This window comes from Brachybacterium sp. YJGR34 (genome assembly GCF_003347015.1).
GTDB lineage: Bacteria > Actinomycetota > Actinomycetes > Actinomycetales > Dermabacteraceae > Brachybacterium.
This window is the reverse complement of record NZ_PNFB01000003.1, coordinates 107,220-128,836: the sequence shown is the minus strand read 5'-3', so window position 1 is coordinate 128,836 and position 21,617 is coordinate 107,220. Positions and strand designations below refer to the sequence as shown.

22 protein-coding genes are annotated in these 21,617 nt (G+C 71.8%); 14 read left to right on the top strand and 8 right to left on the bottom strand.

All coding sequences use genetic code 11. The annotated features are described in order from the left end of the window. The first annotated feature begins 20 nt into the window (after positions 1 to 20). From CXH06_RS04465 to CXH06_RS04450, 4 genes are all read left to right on the top strand, one after another. Positions 21 to 449 carry an NUDIX hydrolase gene (locus CXH06_RS04465; protein ID WP_157975602.1) on the top strand — a complete coding sequence of 143 codons (429 nt, stop codon included), beginning with the start codon at positions 21 to 23 and terminating at the stop codon, positions 447 to 449. Positions 450 to 522: 73 nt separating this feature from the next. Beyond that, positions 523 to 885, top strand: coding sequence for a metalloregulator ArsR/SmtB family transcription factor (locus CXH06_RS04460; protein WP_114853949.1), 363 nt, complete (start codon positions 523 to 525; stop codon positions 883 to 885). Then, the gene (locus tag CXH06_RS04455; protein WP_114853948.1) at positions 878 to 2,131 is read left to right on the top strand and encodes an MFS transporter; all 1,254 of its coding nucleotides are present in this window, start codon (positions 878 to 880) and stop codon (positions 2,129 to 2,131) included. The genes CXH06_RS04460 and CXH06_RS04455 overlap by 8 nt, the downstream gene beginning before the upstream one ends. A gap of 121 nt (positions 2,132 to 2,252) precedes the next feature. Next, positions 2,253 to 3,641 (top strand): amino acid permease, encoded by a 1,389-nt coding sequence (locus CXH06_RS04450; RefSeq protein ID WP_114853947.1) that lies wholly within the window; start codon positions 2,253 to 2,255, stop codon positions 3,639 to 3,641. 24 nt (positions 3,642 to 3,665) lie between these two features. On the opposite strand, the gene CXH06_RS04445 is transcribed toward CXH06_RS04450, so the two are convergent. The 3 genes from CXH06_RS04445 to CXH06_RS04435 all read right to left on the bottom strand — a co-directional run bounded on the left by CXH06_RS04445 (position 3,666) and on the right by CXH06_RS04435 (position 7,384). Beyond that, on the bottom strand, positions 3,666 to 4,457 hold the full coding sequence (locus CXH06_RS04445; RefSeq protein ID WP_114853946.1) for a hypothetical protein: 792 nt from the start codon (positions 4,455 to 4,457) through the stop codon (positions 3,666 to 3,668). Between the two features lie 67 nt (positions 4,458 to 4,524). Further along, a complete protein-coding gene (locus CXH06_RS04440) occupies positions 4,525 to 6,672 on the bottom strand; it encodes a heavy metal translocating P-type ATPase (RefSeq protein ID WP_114853945.1) in 2,148 nt (715 codons plus the stop codon). A gap of 286 nt (positions 6,673 to 6,958) precedes the next feature. Further along, the gene (locus CXH06_RS04435) at positions 6,959 to 7,384 is read right to left on the bottom strand and encodes a MarR family winged helix-turn-helix transcriptional regulator (protein ID WP_114853944.1); all 426 of its coding nucleotides are present in this window, start codon (positions 7,382 to 7,384) and stop codon (positions 6,959 to 6,961) included. Positions 7,385 to 7,457: 73 nt separating this feature from the next. On the opposite strand from CXH06_RS04435, the gene CXH06_RS04430 reads away from it, so the two are divergent. Continuing rightward, positions 7,458 to 8,117: an SgcJ/EcaC family oxidoreductase gene (locus CXH06_RS04430; RefSeq protein WP_114853943.1), complete on the top strand. Its 660-nt coding sequence runs from the start codon at positions 7,458 to 7,460 to the stop codon at positions 8,115 to 8,117. A 59-nt stretch (positions 8,118 to 8,176) separates the two neighbouring features. Here the strand turns inward: CXH06_RS04430 and CXH06_RS04425 are convergent, their stop codons facing one another. Beyond that, complete coding sequence (locus CXH06_RS04425; protein ID WP_114853942.1) at positions 8,177 to 8,689, bottom strand: GNAT family N-acetyltransferase; 513 nt, start codon at positions 8,687 to 8,689, stop codon at positions 8,177 to 8,179. Positions 8,690 to 8,815: 126 nt separating this feature from the next. On the opposite strand from CXH06_RS04425, the gene CXH06_RS04420 reads away from it, so the two are divergent. Continuing rightward, positions 8,816 to 9,373, top strand: a complete 558-nt coding sequence (locus CXH06_RS04420; RefSeq protein ID WP_114854085.1) for a shikimate kinase — start codon at positions 8,816 to 8,818, stop codon at positions 9,371 to 9,373. Positions 9,374 to 9,389: 16 nt separating this feature from the next. On the opposite strand, the gene CXH06_RS04415 is transcribed toward CXH06_RS04420, so the two are convergent. After that, the gene (locus CXH06_RS04415; protein WP_114853941.1) at positions 9,390 to 10,817 is read right to left on the bottom strand and encodes a rhodanese-like domain-containing protein; all 1,428 of its coding nucleotides are present in this window, start codon (positions 10,815 to 10,817) and stop codon (positions 9,390 to 9,392) included. A gap of 131 nt (positions 10,818 to 10,948) precedes the next feature. Between CXH06_RS04415 and CXH06_RS04410 the strand changes: the two genes are divergently transcribed. From CXH06_RS04410 to CXH06_RS04395, 4 genes are all read left to right on the top strand, one after another. Next, positions 10,949 to 11,869: a class I SAM-dependent methyltransferase gene (locus tag CXH06_RS04410; RefSeq protein WP_114854084.1), complete on the top strand. Its 921-nt coding sequence runs from the start codon at positions 10,949 to 10,951 to the stop codon at positions 11,867 to 11,869. A gap of 234 nt (positions 11,870 to 12,103) precedes the next feature. Continuing rightward, positions 12,104 to 13,387 (top strand): ABC transporter substrate-binding protein, encoded by a 1,284-nt coding sequence (locus CXH06_RS04405; RefSeq protein WP_114853940.1) that lies wholly within the window; start codon positions 12,104 to 12,106, stop codon positions 13,385 to 13,387. A 30-nt stretch (positions 13,388 to 13,417) separates the two neighbouring features. Continuing rightward, on the top strand, positions 13,418 to 14,359 hold the full coding sequence (locus CXH06_RS04400) for a carbohydrate ABC transporter permease (protein WP_114853939.1): 942 nt from the start codon (positions 13,418 to 13,420) through the stop codon (positions 14,357 to 14,359). Next, on the top strand, positions 14,356 to 15,240 hold the full coding sequence (locus CXH06_RS04395; RefSeq protein ID WP_114853938.1) for a carbohydrate ABC transporter permease: 885 nt from the start codon (positions 14,356 to 14,358) through the stop codon (positions 15,238 to 15,240). The genes CXH06_RS04400 and CXH06_RS04395 overlap by 4 nt, the downstream gene beginning before the upstream one ends. Positions 15,241 to 15,283: 43 nt before the next feature. On the opposite strand, the gene CXH06_RS04390 is transcribed toward CXH06_RS04395, so the two are convergent. After that, entirely contained in the window at positions 15,284 to 16,156 is an 873-nt protein-coding gene (locus tag CXH06_RS04390; RefSeq protein WP_114854083.1) for a phytanoyl-CoA dioxygenase family protein, read from the bottom strand. A 71-nt stretch (positions 16,157 to 16,227) separates the two neighbouring features. Between CXH06_RS04390 and CXH06_RS04385 the strand changes: the two genes are divergently transcribed. Both CXH06_RS04385 and CXH06_RS04380 read left to right on the top strand, forming a co-directional pair. Further along, the gene (locus CXH06_RS04385; protein WP_198684004.1) at positions 16,228 to 17,058 is read left to right on the top strand and encodes a helix-turn-helix domain-containing protein; all 831 of its coding nucleotides are present in this window, start codon (positions 16,228 to 16,230) and stop codon (positions 17,056 to 17,058) included. Between the two features lie 45 nt (positions 17,059 to 17,103). Further along, complete coding sequence (locus CXH06_RS04380) at positions 17,104 to 17,934, top strand: aldo/keto reductase (RefSeq protein WP_114853937.1); 831 nt, start codon at positions 17,104 to 17,106, stop codon at positions 17,932 to 17,934. 31 nt (positions 17,935 to 17,965) lie between these two features. Here CXH06_RS04380 and CXH06_RS04375 read toward each other — a convergent pair whose 3' ends face one another. Together CXH06_RS04375 and CXH06_RS04370 are read right to left on the bottom strand one after the other, a co-directional pair. Next, positions 17,966 to 18,790, bottom strand: coding sequence for a sugar phosphate isomerase/epimerase (locus CXH06_RS04375; RefSeq protein ID WP_114853936.1), 825 nt, complete (start codon positions 18,788 to 18,790; stop codon positions 17,966 to 17,968). Positions 18,791 to 18,872: 82 nt separating this feature from the next. Beyond that, entirely contained in the window at positions 18,873 to 19,583 is a 711-nt protein-coding gene (locus CXH06_RS04370) for a DUF402 domain-containing protein (RefSeq protein WP_114853935.1), read from the bottom strand. 85 nt (positions 19,584 to 19,668) lie between these two features. Between CXH06_RS04370 and CXH06_RS04365 the strand changes: the two genes are divergently transcribed. Further along, positions 19,669 to 20,499 (top strand): phosphotransferase family protein, encoded by an 831-nt coding sequence (locus CXH06_RS04365; RefSeq protein WP_114854081.1) that lies wholly within the window; start codon positions 19,669 to 19,671, stop codon positions 20,497 to 20,499. 109 nt (positions 20,500 to 20,608) lie between these two features. Further along, positions 20,609 to 21,571, top strand: coding sequence for an aldo/keto reductase (locus CXH06_RS04360; RefSeq protein WP_114853934.1), 963 nt, complete (start codon positions 20,609 to 20,611; stop codon positions 21,569 to 21,571). Positions 21,572 to 21,617: the final 46 nt, after the last annotated feature.

The window sequence follows — 21,617 nt, the reverse complement described above, 5'->3', positions numbered from 1 at the left end:
CGACACTGCCCCGCAAGCGGGTGATCACCAGCGCGCTCTTCCACGACGGTCACGACCAGGTCCTCTGCGTCGACCCTGTCTACAAGGAGACATGGCATCTGCCGGGTGGTTCGGTCGAGGCCGGCGAGTCGCCGTCGGACGCCTGCGTGCGCGAATGCCACGAGGAGCTGGGGATCGCGATCCATCTGGGCAGGCTGCTGGCGGTCGGGCACCTCCGCCCGGCCGCGGAGGACCCGCACGGCGCACTCGCCTTCGTCTACGAGGCATCCCTCGGGGCTTCGACGACGGCCGATCTCCGTATCCCTCCCGACGAACTGCGCCAGGTCGCATGGCTAGACGGGTCCCAGCGGCGCGCGCAGCTCAGTCCTCTGGCGCAGCAGCTGGTCACGTCGAGCATGGAGGCCGTCGGGAGCGGCACCGTGATCGAGTTCGACCGCTCGGGAACCTGACGATCTCGGGCCCGATTCCGGAGGATCCACCCGCTCCTTGAGTATGCACACTCCCTTATATTAGTGTGTGCGCATGAACGAGAACACCCAGGCCTGTGGGCTGACCCCGGACAGCGAGTACGTGGAGCTGGCGGTGGAGGTGTTCGCGATGCTCGCGGACCCCACGCGGGTGCGGATCATCCTGGCGCTGCGCGACACCGAGCGGACCGTCGGGGAGCTGGTCGAGCTGACCGGGCGCTCCCAGGCCGCGGTCTCCCAGCACCTCGCGAAGCTGCGCATGGCGCGGATCGTCACCCCGCGCCACGAGGGCACCAAGGCCTACTACCGCCTCGTCGACGAGCACGCCCGTCAGCTGGTGGCCGATGCGATCTTCCAGGCCCAGCACACCCTCGGCGGCTCCCCCGCCCACCACCGACCCGGCGACCCTCATGCGTGAGGTGCTCGCCAACGCCACCTACCGGCACCTGTTCGCCGCGCAAATCGTGGCGCTGCTGGGGACGGGTCTGCTGACCGTCGGCCTGGGGCTGTTCGCCTACGAGCTGGCCGGGGACCAGGGTGGCCGGGTGCTGGGCATCGCGCTGACGGTGAAGATGCTCGCGTACGTGATCGTCTCCCCCGTGATGGCGGCGCTGACCGCCGGGCTGTCGCGGCGCGGCGTGCTCGTGGCCGCGGACCTGGTGCGGGCGGGCGTCGCCCTGAGCCTGCCGTTCGTCACCGAGGCCTGGCAGATCTACGTGCTGATCTTCGTGCTGCAGGCGGCCTCGGCGACCTTCACCCCCACCTTCCAGTCGATCCTCCCGGACGTGCTCACCGAGGAGCGGGAGTACACCCGGGCGCTCTCGCTCTCCCGCCTCGCCTACAACCTCGAGTCCGTGATCAGCCCGATGCTCGCCGCGTCATTGCTGCTCGTGCTCAGCGCGAGCAACCTGTTCCTCGGCACGGTGGCCGGGTTCCTGCTCTCCGCGGCGCTCGTGCTCAGCACGCGTCTGCCACAGCGGGCTGACACCCGCACCACGGGCTTCCTCGACCGCCTCACCCGCGGGATGCGCCTGTACGTCGGGATCGCGCAGCTGCGGGGGCTGCTGGGCATGTATCTCGCGGTGGCCTGCGCGACGGCGATGATCATCGTCAACACCGCCGTGCTCGCCGGGGAGCGCCTGGGGCTCGACGAGGCATCGATCCCGCTGCTCCTGGCCGCGAGCGGGCTGGGCGAGATGGTCGTGGCCCTCGCTCTTCCCCGCTACCTCGACCATCGCCCCGACCGCGGGGTCATGATCACCGGGACGTTCCTGATCCCCGCGCTGCTGCTGGGCGGCGGGCTGGCCCTTGCATCCTTGGATCGCGCCCCCGCGCTGGTGGCCGTGGCGCTGCTGTGGTTCCTGCTCGGCACCGCGATCTCGATGGTGCTCACGCCCTCGGGCCGGGTGATCCGCCGCAATGCCCCCGCGGCCGATCGGCCCGCCCTGTTCGCCGCGGACTTCTCGCTCTCCCACGCCTGTTTCATCCTCACCTATCTCAGCGCCGGCCTGGTCGGCGCCAGGGCGGGGATGGCCACGGCATCCGCCGTCCTGGGCGGGCTCGCCCTGCTGGGCGCCGTCGGCGCGATCCTCGCCTGGCGCGCCGTGACCCGCCCGGGAGCGAGGGCCTCCTCCGCTCCCGAAGCGGTCCGCCCGGCGCTCTGACGGTCGTCGGCTCGCGCCGGACGTGGCCGGACACACGTCCTGTCGGCCCCGGCGCGGTCGTACCGTGAACGGGGCGCGATCGGCGCCTCCCGTCCTCAGTACCTCGGAGCACTCCCCCTCGATGAGCACCACCACCACGCCGCCCCCTGCCCGCACGACCGCCTCGCGGCGTCGCGGACTGACAGCACGGCACATCCACTTCATCGCCCTCGGCTCCGCGATCGGGACGGGGCTGTTCTACGGCTCGGCGGGGGCGATCCAGGCGGCGGGCCCCTCCGTGCTGCTGGTGTACCTGCTCGGCGGTGCGGTCGTGTACTTCATGCTGCGAGCGCTCGGCGAGATGGCGGTGCGGATGCCGATCTCGGGCTCCTTCGCCGAGTACACCCGCCGCTTCCTGGGCCGCTGGGCCGGGTACATCACCGGGTGGATGTTCGCCTTCGAGATGCTCATCGTGTGCCTCGCGGACCTCACCGCGATCGCGATCTACATGCGCTTCTGGTTCCCCGACACCGCCCAGTGGATCTGGGTGGCGGTGACGCTGCTGATCGTCGGCGCGGCGAACCTGGCCAGCGTGCGCTGGTTCGGCGAGCTCGAGTTCGTCTTCACGATCATCAAGGTGGGCGCGGTGATCGCGATGATCGCCGGCGGCGCGGCGATCCTCGTGTTCGGCCTGGGCGACAGCACGGAGCCGACGGGCCTGGCGAACCTCACCGCCGACGGCGGCTTCTTCCCCCACGGCGTGGAGGGCATGATCAGTGCGTTCGTCCTGGTGCTCTTCGCCTTCGGCGGGACCGAGATCATCGGCGTGGCCGGCACCGAGGCGGAGGACCCCGCCCGGGCGATCCCCCGCGCCGTGAACACGGTCCCGGTGCGGATCCTGCTGTTCTACGTGCTCGCGATCGGCATCATCCTGCTGCTGACCCCCTGGCACCTCATCACCGGTGAGGAGTCCCCGTTCGTCCAGATCTTCACCACCCTCGGGGTGAACTGGGCGGCGGCGCTGCTGAACATCGTGGTGATCACCGCGGCGCTGTCGGCCATCAACGCGGACCTCTTCGGCGCCCGACGGGTGGTCGCCGGCATGGCCCGGGAGCGGCTCGCGCCGAGGGCGATGGCGCACACCGTGCGCGGCGTGCCGGTGGTGACCACGCTCGCCCTGCTGGGCGTCCTGGTGATCGGCGTGGTCCTGAACTACGCGCTGCCGGACGAGGTCTTCACGATCGTCGCCTCGCTCGCGACCTTCGCGACGATCTTCGTGTGGCTGATGATCCTGCTGGCCCAGGTCGCCTCCCGCCGTGGCATGACGCGGCAGGAGCGCGCGGCGCTGGAGTTCCCGGTGCCGCTGTGGCCCTGCGGGCAGCTGTTCGCGATCGCCTTCATCCTGTTCACCTTCGGGATCATGGTGTGGGAGAGCGAGTACCACACCGCTCTGGCGGTGGGTCTCGGCTTCGTGGCGGGGATGTCGGTGCTGTACGCGACGGTGGTCCGCGGCCGTCTCCAGCGCGGCTGAGGCGGGTCCGGGGAGGCGGCCTCCTCAGCGGAGTGCCAACGCGTGGTCCGTCAGGGCGATCTCGTCCCGGCCGGTGCAGTTCCTGCGCTGGTACCGGACGCCGTCAATGGTCAGGTCCACGCCTGGATGCTCGGCGAGCCAGGTCGGCGCGTCGTCGTCCCAGGTCTCCGGCCGGTACTGCCAGTAGGCGAGGGTCCTGCCGGTCTCCAGGTCGATGATCGCCTGACCGAACTCGCTCGGCATGGCGCCGGGCGCGATGTCGAGGACGCGTACACAGCGGCGCGTCACGCCGTCGACCGTGAGGTCGACGAGGTCCACACGGGCCCCTTCCTCCGCGACCGTCACGACGGTGCGCGGGCCCTCGGTCACCACTCGCCCGCTCTCGCGGATCGTCCGTCCCAGAGAGTCGCACCAGTTCGCTGCGAAGTCGGGTGCGGAGACATCGGTGCGTATGCCGGCCTGCTCCACGCTGAGGAACTCAGCTCGATGCGGGCCGAGGCGGGCCGTGAACCGGATGTCCCTCCGACCCACCCCGCGCCAGTCCTCGGGGGCGTAGGTCGACTCCTCGATCTCGATCAGCACGTCGCCGGCGGCGCCCTTCACCGCGGAGGCGGGCCGTCGCGTCCGCCGCACCGCGGTGAGCTCGGCGGTGGCTCGGTCGTACCACGCCGCCGCCGTGGCCTCCCCGACCCGGGGGATCACGAACCACCATTGGAGCTCGTCGCAGGTCACGACCTGCGAGGTGCACTCCTCGAGGAGGTCGACATGCACCTCGGGGAGGCGAGTCGGGAAGCCCGCGGGCGTCGTCGCCGTCATGAGCCGACCGTATGCGCCGTCCCGTCGACGCGCCACGGCTTTCCCGGCTACGTCGGCGCGGCGTCCTTCACGACCCTCCGTCCCGGCCCAGCACTCGGGCGGCGCTCGCCTCCGGTCGCAGGTCGAGCCCGCGCAGGAGCTGCGCGTTGAGCGCGACGACGACGGTCGAGGCGGACATCAGCAGCGCTCCCACGCTCATCGGGAGCACGAAGCCGATGGGGGCGAGGAGACCCGCCGCGAGCGGCACCGCGAGCAGGTTGTACCCGGCGGCCCACCAGAGGTTCTGGCGCATCTTGCGGTAGGCGGCGCGGGAGAGCTCGTGGACCGAGAGCACAGAGCGCGGGTCGGAAGAGGCCAGGACCACGCCGGCGGAGCCGATGGCGACGTCGGTGCCGGCGCCGATCGCGAGGCCGACGTCGGCCTGGGCGAGTGCCGGAGCGTCGTTGACGCCGTCGCCGACCATCGCGACCGTCCGCCCCTCCTCCTGCAGCGCCGCGACCGCGGCGGCCTTGCCCTCGGGGCGCACCCCGGCCACGACTCGGTCGATGCCGAGCTCGCGGCCGACGGACTCGGCCACCGCCTGCGCGTCGCCGGTGATCATGACGACCTGGGCGCCGATCGCATGCAGGGCGTCGACCGCCTCGCGGGACTCGGGCCGGATCGCATCGCTCAGGCGCAGCGCACCGAGCACCTCGCCGTCGGAGAGGACGTGGAGGATGATCGCGCCCTCGGCGCGCCAGGCGTCGACGTCGGGCAGCTCGGACGCGCCGTGCTGCTCCAGCAGGGCGGGTCCGCCCACCTCGATCACGGCGCCGTCCACCACGGCGCGCACGCCGACGGCCGGGGAGGAGGTGAAGTCCTCCGCGCCGGGGACCGGCAGCTCCCGCTCCCCGGCCGCGCCGTGGATCGCACGGGCCAGAGGGTGCTCGCTGGGCGCCTCGACCGCGGCGGCGAGGGCGAGGATCTCCTTCTCGTCGTGGCCCGCGGCGGGGGCGATGGCGGTCAGGGCCGGCTCGCCCGCCGTGAGGGTGCCGGTCTTGTCGAACAGGACGGTGTCCACGGTGCGCATCGACTCGAGCGCCAGGCGGTCCGTGATCAGCACGCCGCCGCGCGCGGCCCGCTCGGTGGCGAGCGACACGACCAGCGGGATCGCGAGGCCCAGGGCGTGAGGGCAGGCGATGACCAGGACGGAGATGGCGCGCAGGACGGCCTGGTCCGGGACGCCGACCAGCAGCCAGATCGTCGCGGACAGCAGCGCGGCACCGAGGGCGAACCAGAACAGCCAGCCCGCGGCCCGGTCCGCGAGGCGCTGGGCGTGGGAGCTGGAGCTCTGCGCCTCCTCGACGAGCCGGCCGATGCCCGCCAGCGTGGTCTCCTCACCCACCGCGCTGACCTCGATCCGGAGGCCGGAGTCGGTGGCGACGGTCCCGGCGACCACCTGGTCGCCGCGCTCGCGACGCACGGTCGCGGACTCCCCGGTGACCATCGATTCGTCCATGCTCGCCGCGCCGTCGACGATCGCGCCGTCGGCCGGGACGGCGGCGCCGGGGCGCACGATCACGAGGTCGCCCACGGCGAGCTCAGAGGGGTCGACCTCGACGATCCGCTCCCCCTCGAGCCGCTCAGCGCGATCGGGCAGCAGAGCGGCGAGGGAGTCCAGGGCGGAGGAGGTCCGGGCCAGGGAGCGCATCTCGATCCAGTGGCCCAGCAGCATGATCACCACCAGCAGCGCGAGCTCCCACCACACCTCGAGCTGGGCGTCGAGCACGCCGAGGCTCGCTCCCCAGGAGGCGAGGAAGGCGACGGTGATCCCGAGGCCGATGAGCAGCATCATCCCGGGCCGCCGGGCGCGGATCTCGGAGACGGCACCGGTGAGGAAGGGCTTGCCGCCCCAGGCGTACATGACGGTGCCGAGCAGCGGGGAGACCCAGGCGACCCAGGGCGCTTCGGGCAGGTGGTAGCCCAGCAGGTGGGCGAACATGCTGTTCAGGCCGACGACGGGCACCGCCAGGACCAGCATGATCCAGAACAGGCGGCGGAACTGGGCGACATGATCGCCGTGGCCGCTGTGCTCGCCATGGCCGCCGTGCTCGCCCTGCGCGCCGTGGCCGGTGTGGCCGGTGTGGTCGGTGTGGTCGGCGTGACGCGCGTGGTCCGCCGGGCCGTGATGCTCTGCGTGGTCGGTCGGCGGGGGCGCCGGGGACTGGTGACTCATGGTGGTCCTCTCCTCCGGGATGCTGTCCTTCCCCGTCAACGTATACCCCCCAGGGGTATTCCTCAAGGGGTGGGCGGCCACAGCTCGTCACACACCCGGGAGGCCGTTCCGGCCCGACCCGGACAGCCTCACCCCCGAACCCCCGCCTCACGTCGGCGATGACCTGAGCGACCGCCAGAAAGTAGAGCCAGAATGTGCACAGGACGGCTCGATCGAGGACCTTCGTGTGCACATGCTGGCCGTGATTCCGCCCCACACGCCGACCCCGCGATCAGCGGGCGGCCGATCACTCTGGCTTGACGGCCTCCCCGTACGCCTCGGTCGCCGCCAGGAGGTAGGCCTCCAGGCCCTCTCGCTGCGTGTCGCTCAGCCCGGCGATGGCCGCCCCGATCGGCTCGCGCGCACTCTCGAAGAACTCGAGCAGGCCATCGGGCATATGCCCCGTGTGCCGGACCAGCGTTCGGCGGCGGTCCGACGGATCGGCGGTGCGCTCGGCGATGCCCGCGGCGATCAGCCGGTCGACGGCACGGGTGGTCGCACTGGGCGAGAGCCGCAGCAGACGGCCGAGCTCACCGGAGGTCAGCGGACCCTCCGCGTCGAGCAGGCTCGCGGCCTGGTAGTCCGTGACCCCGATCCCGGCGACATCGGCGCCCACCAGGTGGAAGCGCACGACGGCCGCGAGGTACCGGCGATAGGTCGTCGACAGATCCATATTGCTCCTTCGTTGCAGTCATGCAATAGTTGCGGCCATGCACACAGTGTCTCATGCTCCCTCGGAGGACACCATGACTGCCCCCTCTGCGCCGCCTCGTCCCACCACCGGAGAGTCCGCCACCGGGAGACGCGCTTCCCGCCGCCGCCGTCTGCGACGGGCCGTGCTCGCCGTCATCGCAGCACTCGTCCTGGTGGGCGCGGGCGGTTACCTGTTCCTGCGCGCGACCAGCAGCGTCACGGAGGCCGGGGTCGCTCGCTGCGCCGATGCTCCCGTCAGCGGCGCCTCGGCCGATCCCGACGCCGTCGCGGAGGTGTGCGGCGTCGTCGACGGGCTCGTCGACGCCTGGGCCGCGCACGATGCCGCCGCGTACGGGTCTGCCTTCACCGCCGGGGCGACCTACACGACGTTCGCCGGCACCCACTACGTGGGCCGCCAGGACATCGTCGACAGTCATGCCGCCCTGTTCGACGGAGTCCTGGGCGAGACCCGGCTGCACCACTCCTATCTCGCCATGGAGTTCGTGACCAGCGATGTCGTCGTGCTCACCGTCCGCGGCGACACCTACGAGGGCGAGCAGCCCGGCACACCGACGAAGATCCAGACCTACACGCTCGTGCACGAGGACGGCCGATGGTCCGTCGCGGCGTTCCAGAACACCCAGCGACAGCCGGTCATGGAGCGCGTGCAATTCCTGTGGATGCCGGAGACGGTCCCCGCCGCCGAGCACTGATCCGGCCGCCGACGGCCGCGGCCCCTCAAGTTCCTCGAGGCCGCACCTGCCGCGTCCGGTCAGATCCCGAACGGCGCGGCATAGCGGACCACGCCGGAAGGCAGCGGCCGCGCCGGATCCAGGGACAGGGCCATGAGCGCCTCGTCGGGCACCTCGATGCTCAGCGAGATCCCGTGGGCGGAGGCCCGGTCGAAACCGAACCGCGGGTAGTACTCCGGATGACCGAGCACCACCACGAATGCCTCGCCCTGCTCCTGCGCCGCCGCGAGCGCGGCGCGGATCGCCGCCGAGCCGGCACCGGAGCGCTGGTGGGAGGGCAGCACCGCGCACGGGGCGAGGCACAGCGCCGGGGTCTGGCCGATGTGACAGCGGGTCAGCAGTGCCTGCCCCGCCACGGTGTCGTCCTCGGCGACGGCCACGAGCGAGAGGCCATCGATCCAGGAGGCGTCCTCACGCAGCGCATCGACGAGATTCGCCTCCTCGGCCGTGAGGAAGGCGCCCAGCAGGATCTCGCGGATCGCCGGGGCGTCCGCGGTGGTCTCGGGGCGGGTGTGCCACGTCTGTTCGGCCATCTGGTCGTCGACCTCTCCTGATTGACCCGGGGGAGCTGCCAGAGTAGCGCCGGCCAGCACCAGGAGCACCTGGTGATGGAGGGATATCCCGTTGCGCCCTGGCCCGGCGGCGGCCACGCTGGCTCCATGCGACTGCTCTTCCTGCACGGCCCACCGGCGGCGGGGAAGCTGACCACCGCACGGGCTCTGTCCTCGAGGGTCGGCTATCCGGTCTTCCACAATCACCTGGTCGTCGACACGCTCACCACCGTGTTCCCCTTCGGGAGCGAGCCCTTCATCCGCCTGCGCGAGCAGTTCTGGCTGCAGGTCTTCACCGAGGCGGCACGCTCCGGACGCTCGCTCGTCTTCACCTTCGCCCCCGAGGCGACCGTGGGCGCGGGCTTCCCCACGCGGGCCCGCGAGGTGGTCGAGGACCAGGGCGGCACCGTGCACTTCGTCCGCCTCGCGGTGGGCACCACGGAGCAGGAGCGCCGAATCGGGCACCCCGACCGAGCGGAGTTCCACAAGCTCCAGGACCTCGAGACGCTCCGGCGGCTGCGGGGCTCCGATGCGCCCGTCGAGCAGCCCCCGGTCGATCTCGAGATCGAGACCGATCACAGCTCGCCCGAGCAGTCCGCGTCCACGATCATCGAGCGATTCGCGCTCCCGCTCCAGGCGGCTGCACCCCGGTACCCGGAGGGCTGAGAGACGCCCCGCCGCCTCACGCCGGCGCGGGCTCCCCCTGCACATCCCGCCAGCGGGACCAGCCGGCGTAGCTGCCCTCGAGCTCCACGACGTCGTACCCGGCGCGGCGCAGCGCGGACGCGGCGACGCCGCTGCGCAGCCCGGACTGGCAGAAGGCGATGATCCGTCCTGCCTCGGGGGGCGGCAGCTGGTCGCGGCGGAACAGCACCCTGCCGGCGGAGAGGTGCGCGGCGCCGGGGATGGTGCCCGCAGCGTGCTCGCTGCGGTTGCGCACGTCCAGCAGCAGCGCGGTGGAGGCGTCGGCGCGCAGCTGCTCGAGCTCTGCCGGGGCGACGGTGGCGGGCGGTGCGAGCGGCAGGGAGTCCAGGGAGCTGAGGTATCCGCTGATGCCGTCGACGCCGACGCGCACGGCGTGGTCGCGGTACGCGGCGGCGCTCGCCTCGTCCGCGGCGAGGATCACGAGCTGTGCGGTCTCGCGCGCGGGATCCACGCACCAGGCGAGGTGGGAGGCCACCGCGCCGGGAGCAGGCGTGCTCAGCGCTCCGGGCACCGTCCCGGCATGGACCTCGGCCACCGGCCGCGTGTCGATGAGGGCCAGCGTGCCGTCCTCGAGCCCCTGCGCGAGCACCTCGGGGGTGAGTGCGCGCAGCGGAGGGAGCTCGCCCAGCAGTACGGGGCCGGCCTGGTTCTGCTGCTTCATCCGGGCGAAGTAGCCGTGGGCGTCGGGCTGCCCGTCCAGCAGCTCGGCGACGAAGCGCTCCTCGTCGCCGTCCGCGAGCGCCGGCGCCCACCACGCGAAGCGCCGCTCGTAGCCGACAGAGGTGGAGGGCAGGGCGCCGAGGGCCCGCCCGCACGGGGAGCCGGCGCCGTGACCGGGGAAGACCTGCACGTGATCAGGCAGGGCGAGGAACACCTCGCGCAGCGAGGCGAACAGCTGCCGCGCGCCGGCGAAGCGGGTGTCCTGCATGCCCACGGCCTCGTCGAGCAGGTCCGGGCGGCCCAGGTCGCCGGCGAAGACGAAGTCGCCGGTGAGCGCGTAGCCGGGCTCGTCCGCGACGGCGCCGTCGGTGAGCAGGAAGGTGAGGTGCTCGGGGGTGTGGCCGGGGGTGTGCCGGGCGGTGACGGTGACCTTCCCGAGCACGATCCGGTCCCCGTCGTGCAGTCGCTCCGCCGCGTAGTCGTACTGCCAGTCCTCTCCGCCCTCGCCGGAGACGTACGCGGTGGCACCGGTGGCGGCGGCCAGCTCCCGCGTGCCGGAGAGGAAGTCGGCATGCAGATGGGTCTCGGTAACGGCGACGATCCGCAGCCCGTGGCGGGCGGCGAGGTCGAGATAGACCTGGATGTCGCGCCGCGGGTCGACCACCAGCGCCTCGCCGGAGCTCTGACAGGCCACCAGGTAGCTGGCCTGCGAGAGATCCTCGTCGTAGATGCGCTCGAGCAGCATGATCCGTCCTCCTTCTCGCCGCGGCGGATCGCGCCGCGTGTGCGACGAGCCTATCGATCAGCGGTGGCCGGCCCTGGGTCCCGGCCGGATATCCGGTGGCGCCGGAGGGCGCCAGCTCGAACAATGGCGGCATGTCCGAGCCGACCACCGACCGCGTCATCCATCAGCACCCGCTGGCCTACCTCCTCGGCCTCGAGGGCGTCGCCCTGATGCGCGCCTTCGCCGGCGAGCACGATCGCGCCTTCTCCGAGGCGCGGATCGCGGAGATCCGGGACCTGCTGGAGCGGGCCGAGGAGCTGGGCCCCGGCGTGGACGTCCCGCCGCTTCCGGTCGCCGACGGCTACGACGGCTGGGCCGGGAGCTACGACGGCGAGGACAACGGCTGCTTCCCGCTGCGCGACGACCTGCTGGCCCCGATGCTCGACCGGCTGGCGCCGGGGCGTGTGCTCGACGCCGCCTGCGGCACGGGCGCCGTCTCCGCACAGCTGCTCTCGCGGGGGCACGAGGTGATCGGCGTCGACGCCTCCGAGCAGATGCTGCGCCGCGCCCGCCGCGCCGTGCCCGGGGTGCGCTTCGCGAACGGGGACCTCACCGAGCTGCCGCTGGAGGATCGCTCGGTCGACCACGTGGTGTGCAGCCTGGCACTGACCCACCTGCCGGACCTCGCGCCGTTCTTCGCCGAGGCCGCCCGCGTGATGCGCCCCGGCGGGCACCTCCTCGTGCTCGACACCCGCACCCACTTCCTCGGCTCGTCCCGGTACCCGCTGGTCAAGACGGCGCCCGACGGTCGGGTGGGCCACATCGCGGGCTACCACCACGGTCTCGGCGACTATCTGCGCGCCGCGCTGGTCCAGGGATACGTGGTCCGGGCGTGCGAGGAGGTGCTGCGCCCGGAGGTGACCGTACCGCCGGATCAGGACGCGGAGCCGCTCACTCCGGGCCCGCCGAACATCTGGGAGCTGCATCCCTGGGCGCGGGAGGCGGCGGATGCCGCGAGGTCCGGCCAGAGCGCCGTGGTCGCCTGGGACCTCGAGCTGCGCCCCGAGGTCTGACCGGGACGCGCCGACCGTCCTCGGAAGTGGCATCGGTCACCTTCGCCCTGTACTCTCGCGGCCACCCGGGGACAGGACCCGGGTGACGGCACGGAGCACCGACGCTCCCGCCGTCGCCATCCGGCACGATCCTCATCCGCCATCGATGAGACATCGATACGAATCGACCATGCAGCGCGGCACACCACTGACCGCCGAGCTCACCGCGAGACGACCACGACGAAGGAGTCGACGATGCCCCCATCCCCTCCGCCCGGCCTGCAGCTGAGCAGGCGCGGCCTGTTCACCGCCGGTGGAGCGCTCGCCGCAGGCGGTGCCCTCGCCACGGGCCTGTCCGGCTGCAGCGCCGCCGGCGCCACGCCGGTGACCTTCTACCAGTCCAAGCGGGAGGCGATCCAGTACTTCGCCGGCCTCCTCGGGGACTTCGGCACCGATCATCCCGACATCGACGTCACCCACGACATCGCCACGAACCTCTCCGCGAGCTTCGTGCGCCAGAACCCGCCCGACATCGCCTGCCAGAACTACAACCTGGAGATGGCGCGCTTCATGGAGCGCGGCGCCCTCACCGACCTCGCGGACATGCCGGAGGCGGACATGATCCGCCCGGACGTCATGGACCTCGCCGCCTGGTACCCCACCTACGAGGGCCGCACCTCCGTGATCCCGTTCTCCGTCGCGGGTGCGGCGGTCATCTACAACGTCGGGATCTTCGAGGAGCACGGCCTCGAGGTCCCCGAGACCTGGAGCGAGTTCATCGAGGTCTGCGAGACGCTGCAGGCCGCGGACGTCACGCCGATCTACGGCACCTTCGCCGATCCCTGGACGATCAATCAGGGGCTGTTCGACTACGTGGTGGGCGGCATGATCGACGTGCGGTCGTTCTACGACCGGATGAACGAGATCGGCGAGGACGTCGGCCCCGATTCCGAGGTCTCCTTCCAGACCACGATGCTCGAGCCGATCCAGCGGATGCTCGAGCTGCTCCCCTACCACCAGGCCGATGCCTCCTCCCGCGCCTACGGCGACGGCAACACCGCCATCGCCCGCGGCGAGGCGGCGATGCTCCTCCAGGGACCGTGGGCGCTCGCCGAGGCGGAGAAGGCCGAGTCCGACCAGGAGCTGTCCACCTTCCCGCTGCCCGTGACCGAGGATCCGGACGATCGCAAGATCCGCATCGGCGTCGACCTCGCGCTGTGGATCCCGGAGGCGGCCGATCAGCACGAGGCCGCGCGGGAGCTGCTCTCCTTCTTCATGACGCCCGAGGTCCAGAACCCGTACAACGAGGCGCTCCTCGCCCTCGGCACGACGAAGGACGCCCCGCCCGCCAAGGACCCGCGCATCGCCCCGATGCAGGAGTTCTACGACAAGGGGATGGTCACGCACGGCCCCTCGCAGTTCATCCCCCTGACGATCCCCTGGGAGAACTACCTGCAGTCGATCGTCTACGGGGCGGACCCGGAGACGATGCTCGCGCGCCTGGATTCCGACTGGGCGCGCCTCGCGTTCCGCTCCTGACCTCACCGCCAACGCTCAAGGACCACTCCCATGGCACAGACCACGCCCCCTGACCTGGACAGGGCGACCGGCAGCGACGCCGTCACCGCCCCCGCGGTCCGGTCCACCCGGCGCCGCACCGACCCGATCTACTACCTCTTCCTCTTCCCGGCCCTCATCCTGTTCTCGCTGGCCATCACGCTCCCGGCGGTCCTCGGATTCCTCTACTCGCTGACCAACTCGATCGGCTTCGGCGACTGGGACTTCATCGGCCTGCGCAACTACATCGCGGTGTTCCGCGACGAGGGCATCGTCAGCGCCTACACCTTCACGCTCGGCTTCTCGCTGGTGACGGTGATCGCCGCGAACCTCATCGCCTTCGCGCTCGCGCTCGGGCTCACCTCCCGGATCCGGCTCCAGACCGCGCTGCGCACCATCTACGTGATCCCGATGGTCATCTCCGGCATCATCATCGCCTTCGTCTTCAAGTTCCTGTTCTCCAACTCCCTGCCCGTCATCGGGCAGGCGCTGGGCATCGACGTGCTCTCCACCTCGATCCTGGCCAACGAGAACCTGGCCTGGCTCGGGATCGTCATCGTCACCGCCTGGTCGACGATCCCCGGGGCGATGCTGATCTACGTCGCCGGCCTGGTCACCGTCCCCGAGGAGCTGTACGAAGCGGCCTCGATCGACGGCACCAGCGCCGTGGGCCGCCTCTGGCACATCACGCTGCCGCTAGTGAGCGGCTACATCGTGATCAACACGATCCTCGGCTTCAAGAACTACCTCAACGCCTACGACATCGTCGTGGGCCTGACCGACGGCGGCCCCGGCACCGCGACCCGCACGGTCGCCATGTCGATCTTCAAGGGCTTCGACGGCGGCGACTACGGCTACCAGATGGCCAACGCCGCGGTCTTCTTCATCATCAGCATCATCATCGCGCTGGTGCAGCTGCGCCTCACGCGCGGGAAGGCGACGTTCGGATCATGAGCACCACGACCACACCCACGCAGCCCACCACCCCGACCCGCCGCCGGCGCTCGAGGATCGGCAAAGAACGGCCCAACATCCCCGCCACGGTGATCCTCGTCGTCTGCTCCCTGGCCGTGCTGATCCCCCTGTTCGTCACCGTCAACATGGCCTTCAAGACCGACGCCCAGGCCGTCGAGGGCGAGGCCTTCGCCCTGCCCGACCCCCTCTCCGTCACCGGCTTCGTCCAGGCCTGGGAGCTGACGGCCTTCCCCCGCAGCCTCGCGATGTCCAGCTTCATCACGATCGTCGCCGTGACCGGGGAGATCATCATCTCCTCGCTGGCCGCCTACGCGATCGTGCGCAACTGGGATCGTCGCCTGTTCCGCTGGTCCTTCTTCTACTTGCTGGCGGCGATGTTCATCCCGTTCCCCGTGGTGGCGCTGCCGCAGGTGCAGCTCACCGGCATCCTGGGGCTGGACAATCCCATCGGCGTCGCGATCCTCCACATCGTGTTCGCCCTCGCGTTCAACACGATGCTGTTCTCCGCCTTCCTGCGCTCCATCCCGATCTCGCTCGAGGAGTCCATGCGGATCGACGGCGCCTCCACCTGGCAGGTGTTCTGGCGGCTCATCTTCCCGCTGCTGGGGCCGATGGCCGCGACCGTCGGCATCTTCGCGTTCCTGCAGTCGTGGAACGACTTCATGATGCCCAGCCTCATCATCTCCGACCCCACGTTCCAGACCCTGCCGGTGCTGCAGAACATGTTCCAGTCGCAGTTCAACAACAGCTACAACATCGCCTTCGCCAGCTACCTCATGGCCATGGCCCCGGCGATCATCGTGTACCTGTTCACCCAGCGGTGGGTGATCTCCGGCCTCACCCAGGGCGCGGTGAAGTGACCTCCCGCTCCCGGCCCGCCCGTCGGGCCGGGAGGCCGCCGGCTCAGTGGTTGCTCGGGGTCCAGCCCTCGCCGCAGGCGCCGCCGCCCTCGGAGACGTCGATGCGGATCTCGCGGCCCGCCGCGTCCAGCAGCGGCTGGTACAGGGCGGCGACCTCCGTCCCGCCCTCGGGGACGTAGTGGAAGATCAGCGAGCGCCGGAACCGATCGGTGCTGGTGTTGGGCTGTGAGCCGTGGACCAGGCTGCCGTGGAAGATCAGCATGTCCCCCGCGGCCATCTTCGTCTGCTCGACCCGCAGGTGCTCGGGGATCCGCACGGCGACCGAGGTGAACGACTCGGCCGGATCAGCGTCCTCCGGGCAGGTGATCTCGTAGCGGTGGGTGCCGGGCACGACGCCCAGACCGCCGTTCTCCCCGTCGCAGTCGTCCACCGCGATCCAGGCGGCGATGCAGGTCTCCGGATGGGACTGCAGGAAGAGATTGTCCTGGTGCATGGCCTGGCCGCGGGCGCCGGGCGGCTTGAAGTAGAACATCGACTGCGCCGCCCACACGGGGCCCACGGCGCCGGCCACCCGGCCCATGATGCGGTCCTCGAGCATCCACCGACGCGCCAGGCGGCCGGGTGCGTGCTCGCCGCGGTGGGGCTGGATCATCCGCGGGTGGGCGTGCAGCGGATCGCCCTCCGGGGTCTCGTCGACGGCGCCGCCGGCGCCGCCCGACTCGATGTGCGCGGTGAAGGTCTCGCGGAGCTCGGCGACCTCCTCGGCATCGAGGACGCCGCGCAGGTGCACCGCGCCGCTGCGGGTGTAGGCCTCGGTCAGACGGTCCGCGTCGAGCACGGCGGCGTCGAGGATCTCGAGCCCGGGGACACCGGCGGGATCGGGGTGGTCGGTGGGAGCGCTGCGCGTGGTGGTCATGACCTCGAGTGTGGTCTGGGGGATCATGGGAGGGAATGCGCCCCGTCGTCGCGGACATGGAGGATCCTGCTATGCCCACTCAGGTGCCGCCCACGGAGATGCCCGCCCCGCAGTTCGGCAGGGTGCTGGCCGGAGAGCTTGCACAGGATGCCTGCTATCGCGTCCGCCGCTCCCGCGGCACCGACGACTGGCTGCTGCTGCTCACGGTCGCCGGGGGCGGGCTGCTCCACGGGGCCGACGGGCAGCACCTGCTCACCGCGCCGGGCGAGGCGGTGCTGCTGGCACCGGGGACGCTCCACGACTACGGGACCGACCCCGCCGCCGGGCACTGGCACCTGCTGCACGCGCACGTCCACCCTCCCGCGCCCTGGCTGGCGCTCCTGGACTGGCCGCAGCCGCTGCCGGGCCTGGGCCGGATCGCGCTGGATCCCGAGGTGGCCGAGCGGGTGCGTCGCCACCTGCGGGAGGCGGCCCGCGCCTCGCGTCTGCCCGTCGGCCGTCCGGAGCTGCTGGCCCTCAACGGGGTCGAGGCGGCGCTGCTGTGGATCGACGCGCAGAACCCGCGCCGGCACCGCCTCGATGAGCGGGTGCTGCGGGTGATGGAGCACATCGACGCCCATCTGGACGAGGCGCTGCCGGTCGCGGCTCTCGCCGAGATCGCCCACCTCTCCCCGTCACGGTTCTCGCACCTGTTCACCGCTCAGGTGGGGACGTCCCCGGCCCGGTACGTCGAGGCGCAGCGGATGGAGCTCGCCGCCCGGCTGCTCGAGATGACCGGCGACCCCGTCGCGGAGGTCGCCCGTCGTGCGGGCTTCGCCGACCCGCTGCACTTCTCGCACCGCTTCCGCGCCCGGCAGGGCGAGAGCCCCCGCGCTCACCGGACGCGGCGCCGCGTAGTGTGAGGCAGGTCGCACGCCCGCACAGCACCGACCAGGAGGTCCCTCACGATGACCACCCCCACCACCACCTTCGCCGACGGCTCCAGCATCCCGCTGATCGGCTTCGGCACTGGCGGCTCCCAGGGCCCTGCCGGCGCGGATGTCATCGCCTCCGCCCTGCGCACGGGATACCGGCTGCTCGACACCGCCGCCCAGTACGGGAACGAGGCAGCCGTCGGCGAGGGGCTGCGCCGCAGCGGTGTGGACCCTGCCGAGGTGCTCGTGACCACCAAGGTGGCCGGTGGCGATCACGGCCGCCGGGCCGCCCGCACCGGGATCCTCGAGTCCCTGCGCCGCCTGGGGCTCCCCTCGGTGGGGATCGCACTCATCCACTGGCCCAACCCCTCCCGCGGCCTCGCGATCGACACCTGGCGCACCCTGCTGGAGCTCCGGGAGGAGGGTCTCGTCGCCCATGCGGGCGTCTCGAACTTCCGACCCGAGCAGCTGCAGGAGCTCCACGACGCGACCGGCCAATGGCCGGAGATCAACCAGATCCAGCTCTCCCCCGCCCTGCCCCGCCAGGAGCCCGACGCCTTCCACCGCGAGCGCGGCATCCTCACCCAGGCCTGGGGTCCGCTGGGCACCCGGGACGGGCTCCCGGAGCAGTTCGCGATCCGCACGGTCGCGGCGAAGCACGGCGCCACCGTCGCGCAGGTCGCGCTGCGCTGGGCCGTGGATCGCGGGATCGTGGTGATCCCCAAGTCCTCGCATCCGGATCGCCAGCGTCAGAACCTCGGTCTCTCCGCCGTCCGGCTCGACGAGGAGGACCGCACCCTGCTGGCGAGTCTGGACCGGGGCGAGGACAAGGCCTGGGACTCACGCGAGCACGAGGAGTGGTGAGGGGCGCGCGCCCGTCGGCCCCGTACCGGGCTCAGCGGATGACGGCGCCCGCGATCTCGTGCATCTGGTCCAGCCGGCCCCATTCGTCATCGTCCGTGCCGGCGTAGACGTAGGAGATCCGCCCGGCGTACCCCTCGTCGCGGAGCACGGTCAGCGCGCGCACCAGGTCCTCGGCGTCGAGCACGCCGGGGGCGGACTCCCGGGCCTTGACCTGGGAGCACTCGGCGCGGCCGGCGACCTGCGCGAGCTGCTCGTACTTGTCCTCGCCGGTCCAGTTCCCGGTGTCGACGAGGAGGCCGATGGCACCGTCGGTCCGCTCGAGCAGCGAGAGGGTCGAGGCCGCGTCGACCAGCAGTGACTTCCAGTTCTCGGTGAGGACCCGGAGGTCGGGGTGCTCGGCGGCCAGGGCACCGAGCCGGCGGGCGCTGAGGGCGAGGGTCTCCTCCGTCGGCGCCTGATCCCCGGCGGGCACGCGCACCCGCGGGACGCCGAGCTGCCGGGCGACGTCGATCCAGCCGGAGAGCCAGCGCTGCTGCTGCTCGCCGTGCTCGGGGTGGGTGACGTCGCCGTCGTCGACGAGGAGCACCTCGAGGTCCACGCCGGCGCTGTCGAAGGCGTCGCGGACCTCGGCGAGGTACGAGGAGTCCGTGCGCGGGAGGTAGAAGTGGCACAGCTGGGCGCTCGCGAAGCCGTGGGCGGCGAGCTGCCCGGGAAGCTCGAGCAGGTCCAGCCCGTCGGTGCTGGCATTCTCCGTGAGCACGCCCGAGGGGGCCGAGCCCGGCGCCACGAAGCGGCCCATGGTGCGGAACAGGGACCAGGTGTGCAGGGCCTTGGTGGGATCGAGCGCGTGGGCCATGGGAGCTCCTGTGATCGTCGGTGGCGTCGGTGCCGGGGCCGACGGCTCCGCCGCCCGGCACCTGTCCATCATGGCGCACGGTTCAGAGGGGAAGCACACGCCACTCACTGGGCAACGTCGTGGGCTCGCCGTCGGACGGGGGCGCCCACCGTGACCAGTCCGCAGCGACCAGTCCCTCCCCGCGGAGCAGGATCTCGCAGAGCTCGTCGCCGAGGGCGCGGGTGTGGGCGGCGAGCTCCGGGGAGATCACGCCCTGCTCGATGTACCAGGCGAGCTCGTCCTCGTCCTTCAGGCCAACCCTCAGCGGCGTCGGCCCCGGAGTGCCCTGAGCGACGACGTCCAGGGCCCAGTCCTGCGTGTCGAACCCGATCGAGGTCCGCCTCCAGGGGGCTTCGAGATTGCCGTACCAGCCGCCGGTCCAGTCCTCGCCGTCATGCCATCGCCACAGGGACCAACAGTGGCCGCGCGGATGCACGCGGACCACCGTCGCCCCTTCCCAAGTGGCCAGGGAGTAGGAGCCGTCCCAGCCCTTCGCGACCACATTGCGGCCACGCGGCCCGATCCGCCGACCGGCCCGGGCCGCTCGATCGGACCCCGGACGGGTCATCACTACGGCCAGCTCCTCGTCGTCCTGCAGCACCGTTCCTGCCACCGCGAAGCTCACTGCCGGCGAGCGGTCCGGGAACTCTCGGATGCTCCGCAGCGCGACGCTCGTCCCGGGCGAATGCGCCGGCGCCTCCGGATCGAGGCCACCGGGAATGGCATCCAGCTGCTTTCTGACGACGGCGTCCATCCCGTCAGGGTAGCTGCGAGCACGGACAGCGCCGGCGACCGGCGTCTCGATGGTGCGCCCCGCCCGTCGGCCCTACGCTCGCTCCATGCACCCCGACGAGGCTGTCCGCGCCCGCACCGCCGCCCTCGAGCTCGCGCACTCCCTGGGCCTTCCCGCGCAGGAGACGGTCGACCTCCACGACTCCAATCGCCTCACGCTGCGCCTGCTGCCGGCGGACACGGTGGCCCGCGTCGCCCCCGCGGGCTTCTCCTCGCAGCTCGAGCTGGACCGGGCGCGGATCCTCGCTGCGGCGGGAGCCCCCGTCGGCGCCCCGGAGCCGCGCACGGCGCCGCAGGTGCACGAGCGCGGCGGGTTCGAGATCGGTCTGTGGACCTTCCACGCGCCGCGCACCGACCGGGAGCTGCCGCCGCAGGAGTACGCCCGCGCCCTCGCCCACCTGCACGCGGCGATGCGCAGCGCGGACCTGCAGGTTCCGTCCTTCACCACGCGGGTCGATTCCGCTCTCGCCCTGGTCGAGGACTCCGCGCGCACGCCGCGGCTGCCCGGCCCGGACCGCTCCTTCCTGCGCGAGGTGCTCGGCGGGTTCGGCGCGGAGATCGCCCGCCGACCGGGCCAGCAGGTGCTGCACGGTGAGCCCCATCCCGGCAACCTGCTGAACACCGAGGACGGGGTGCTGGTCATCGACTTCGAGACGATGTGCTCCGGGCCCGTCGAGTTCGATCTCGCCCATGCCCCGCCGCAGGTCGCGCAGCACTACCCGGGTGCCGACGCCGCGCTGCTGACCGACTGCCGGATCCTCTCCCAGGCGATCGCGACCACCTGGCGCTGGGACCGCGAGGACTCCCTGCCGGACGGGGCGGCGCTCGGCCGTCTCTGGCTGCAGGAGGTGCGGGACCTCGTGGCGGTGCGGGCCTGACCGGCCCGCGGCCCTCCCTGGTCAGGGCGTCAGGCGGGACGTACGCTTTCCACGGCGGACCCCGCTCGCCTCTCCGCGACGCCGCCGCGACCACGAGGAGCGCATCACGATGCAGTATGCCCAGCTCGGACGCACCGGAGCGACCGTCTCCCGACTCGTCCTCGGTACCATGAACTTCGGCCCCCACACCTCGGAGGAGGATTCCTTCGCGATCATGGATCGCGCCCTCGACGAGGGGGTGACCTTCTTCGACACCGCCGACGTCTACGGCGGTGCCGAGCATCGGGGCCGGACCGAGGAGATCGTGGGCCGTTGGCTCGCGCGCACGGGACGCCGGGACGAGGTCGTGCTCGCCACCAAGGTCAATGGTCAGATGGGGCCGGGCCTCAACGATCGCGGGCTCTCCGCGCTGCACATCCGCCGTGCGGTCGACGACTCGCTGCGCCGCCTGCAGACGGACCACATCGACCTCTACCAGATGCACCACATCGACCGCACCGCACCCTGGGACGAGATCTGGCAGGCGATGGACGTGCTGGTCGCGCAGGGGAAGATCAGCTACGTGGGCTCCTCGAACTTCGCCGGCTGGCACATCGCGCAGGCGAACGAGGCCGCCCGCGCCCGCCACAGCCTGGGCCTGGTCTCCGAGCAGTCGCTGTACAACCTGCTCTCGCGCACCGTCGAGCTCGAGGTGCTGCCCTCCGCGGAGCACTACGGCCTGGGCGTCATCGCCTGGTCCCCGCTCGCAGGCGGCAAGCTGGGCGGGCGCTCGGAGAAGGGCGTGCGCCGCGGCGCCGCCGATCGGCGTCACGACCCGTCGGAGATCTCCGACCAGCTCGATCGCTGGGAGGACTTCTGCGCTCAGCGCGACCTGGCCCCCGGCCAGGCAGCGCTCGCGTGGCTGCTGCACCGTCCGGGTGTGCTGGGCCCGATCATCGGCCCGCGCACCATGGAGCAGCTGGACTCCGCGATCGCGGCCCTGGACATCGGCCTCACCGAGGAGGACCTCAGCGCGCTCGACGAGATCTTCCCCGGTCCCGGCGGGCCGGCCCCGGAGGCCTACGCCTGGTGATGCAGGGGTAGCGGCGCGGCGGCCCGGACCCCATAGTGGAGGGACC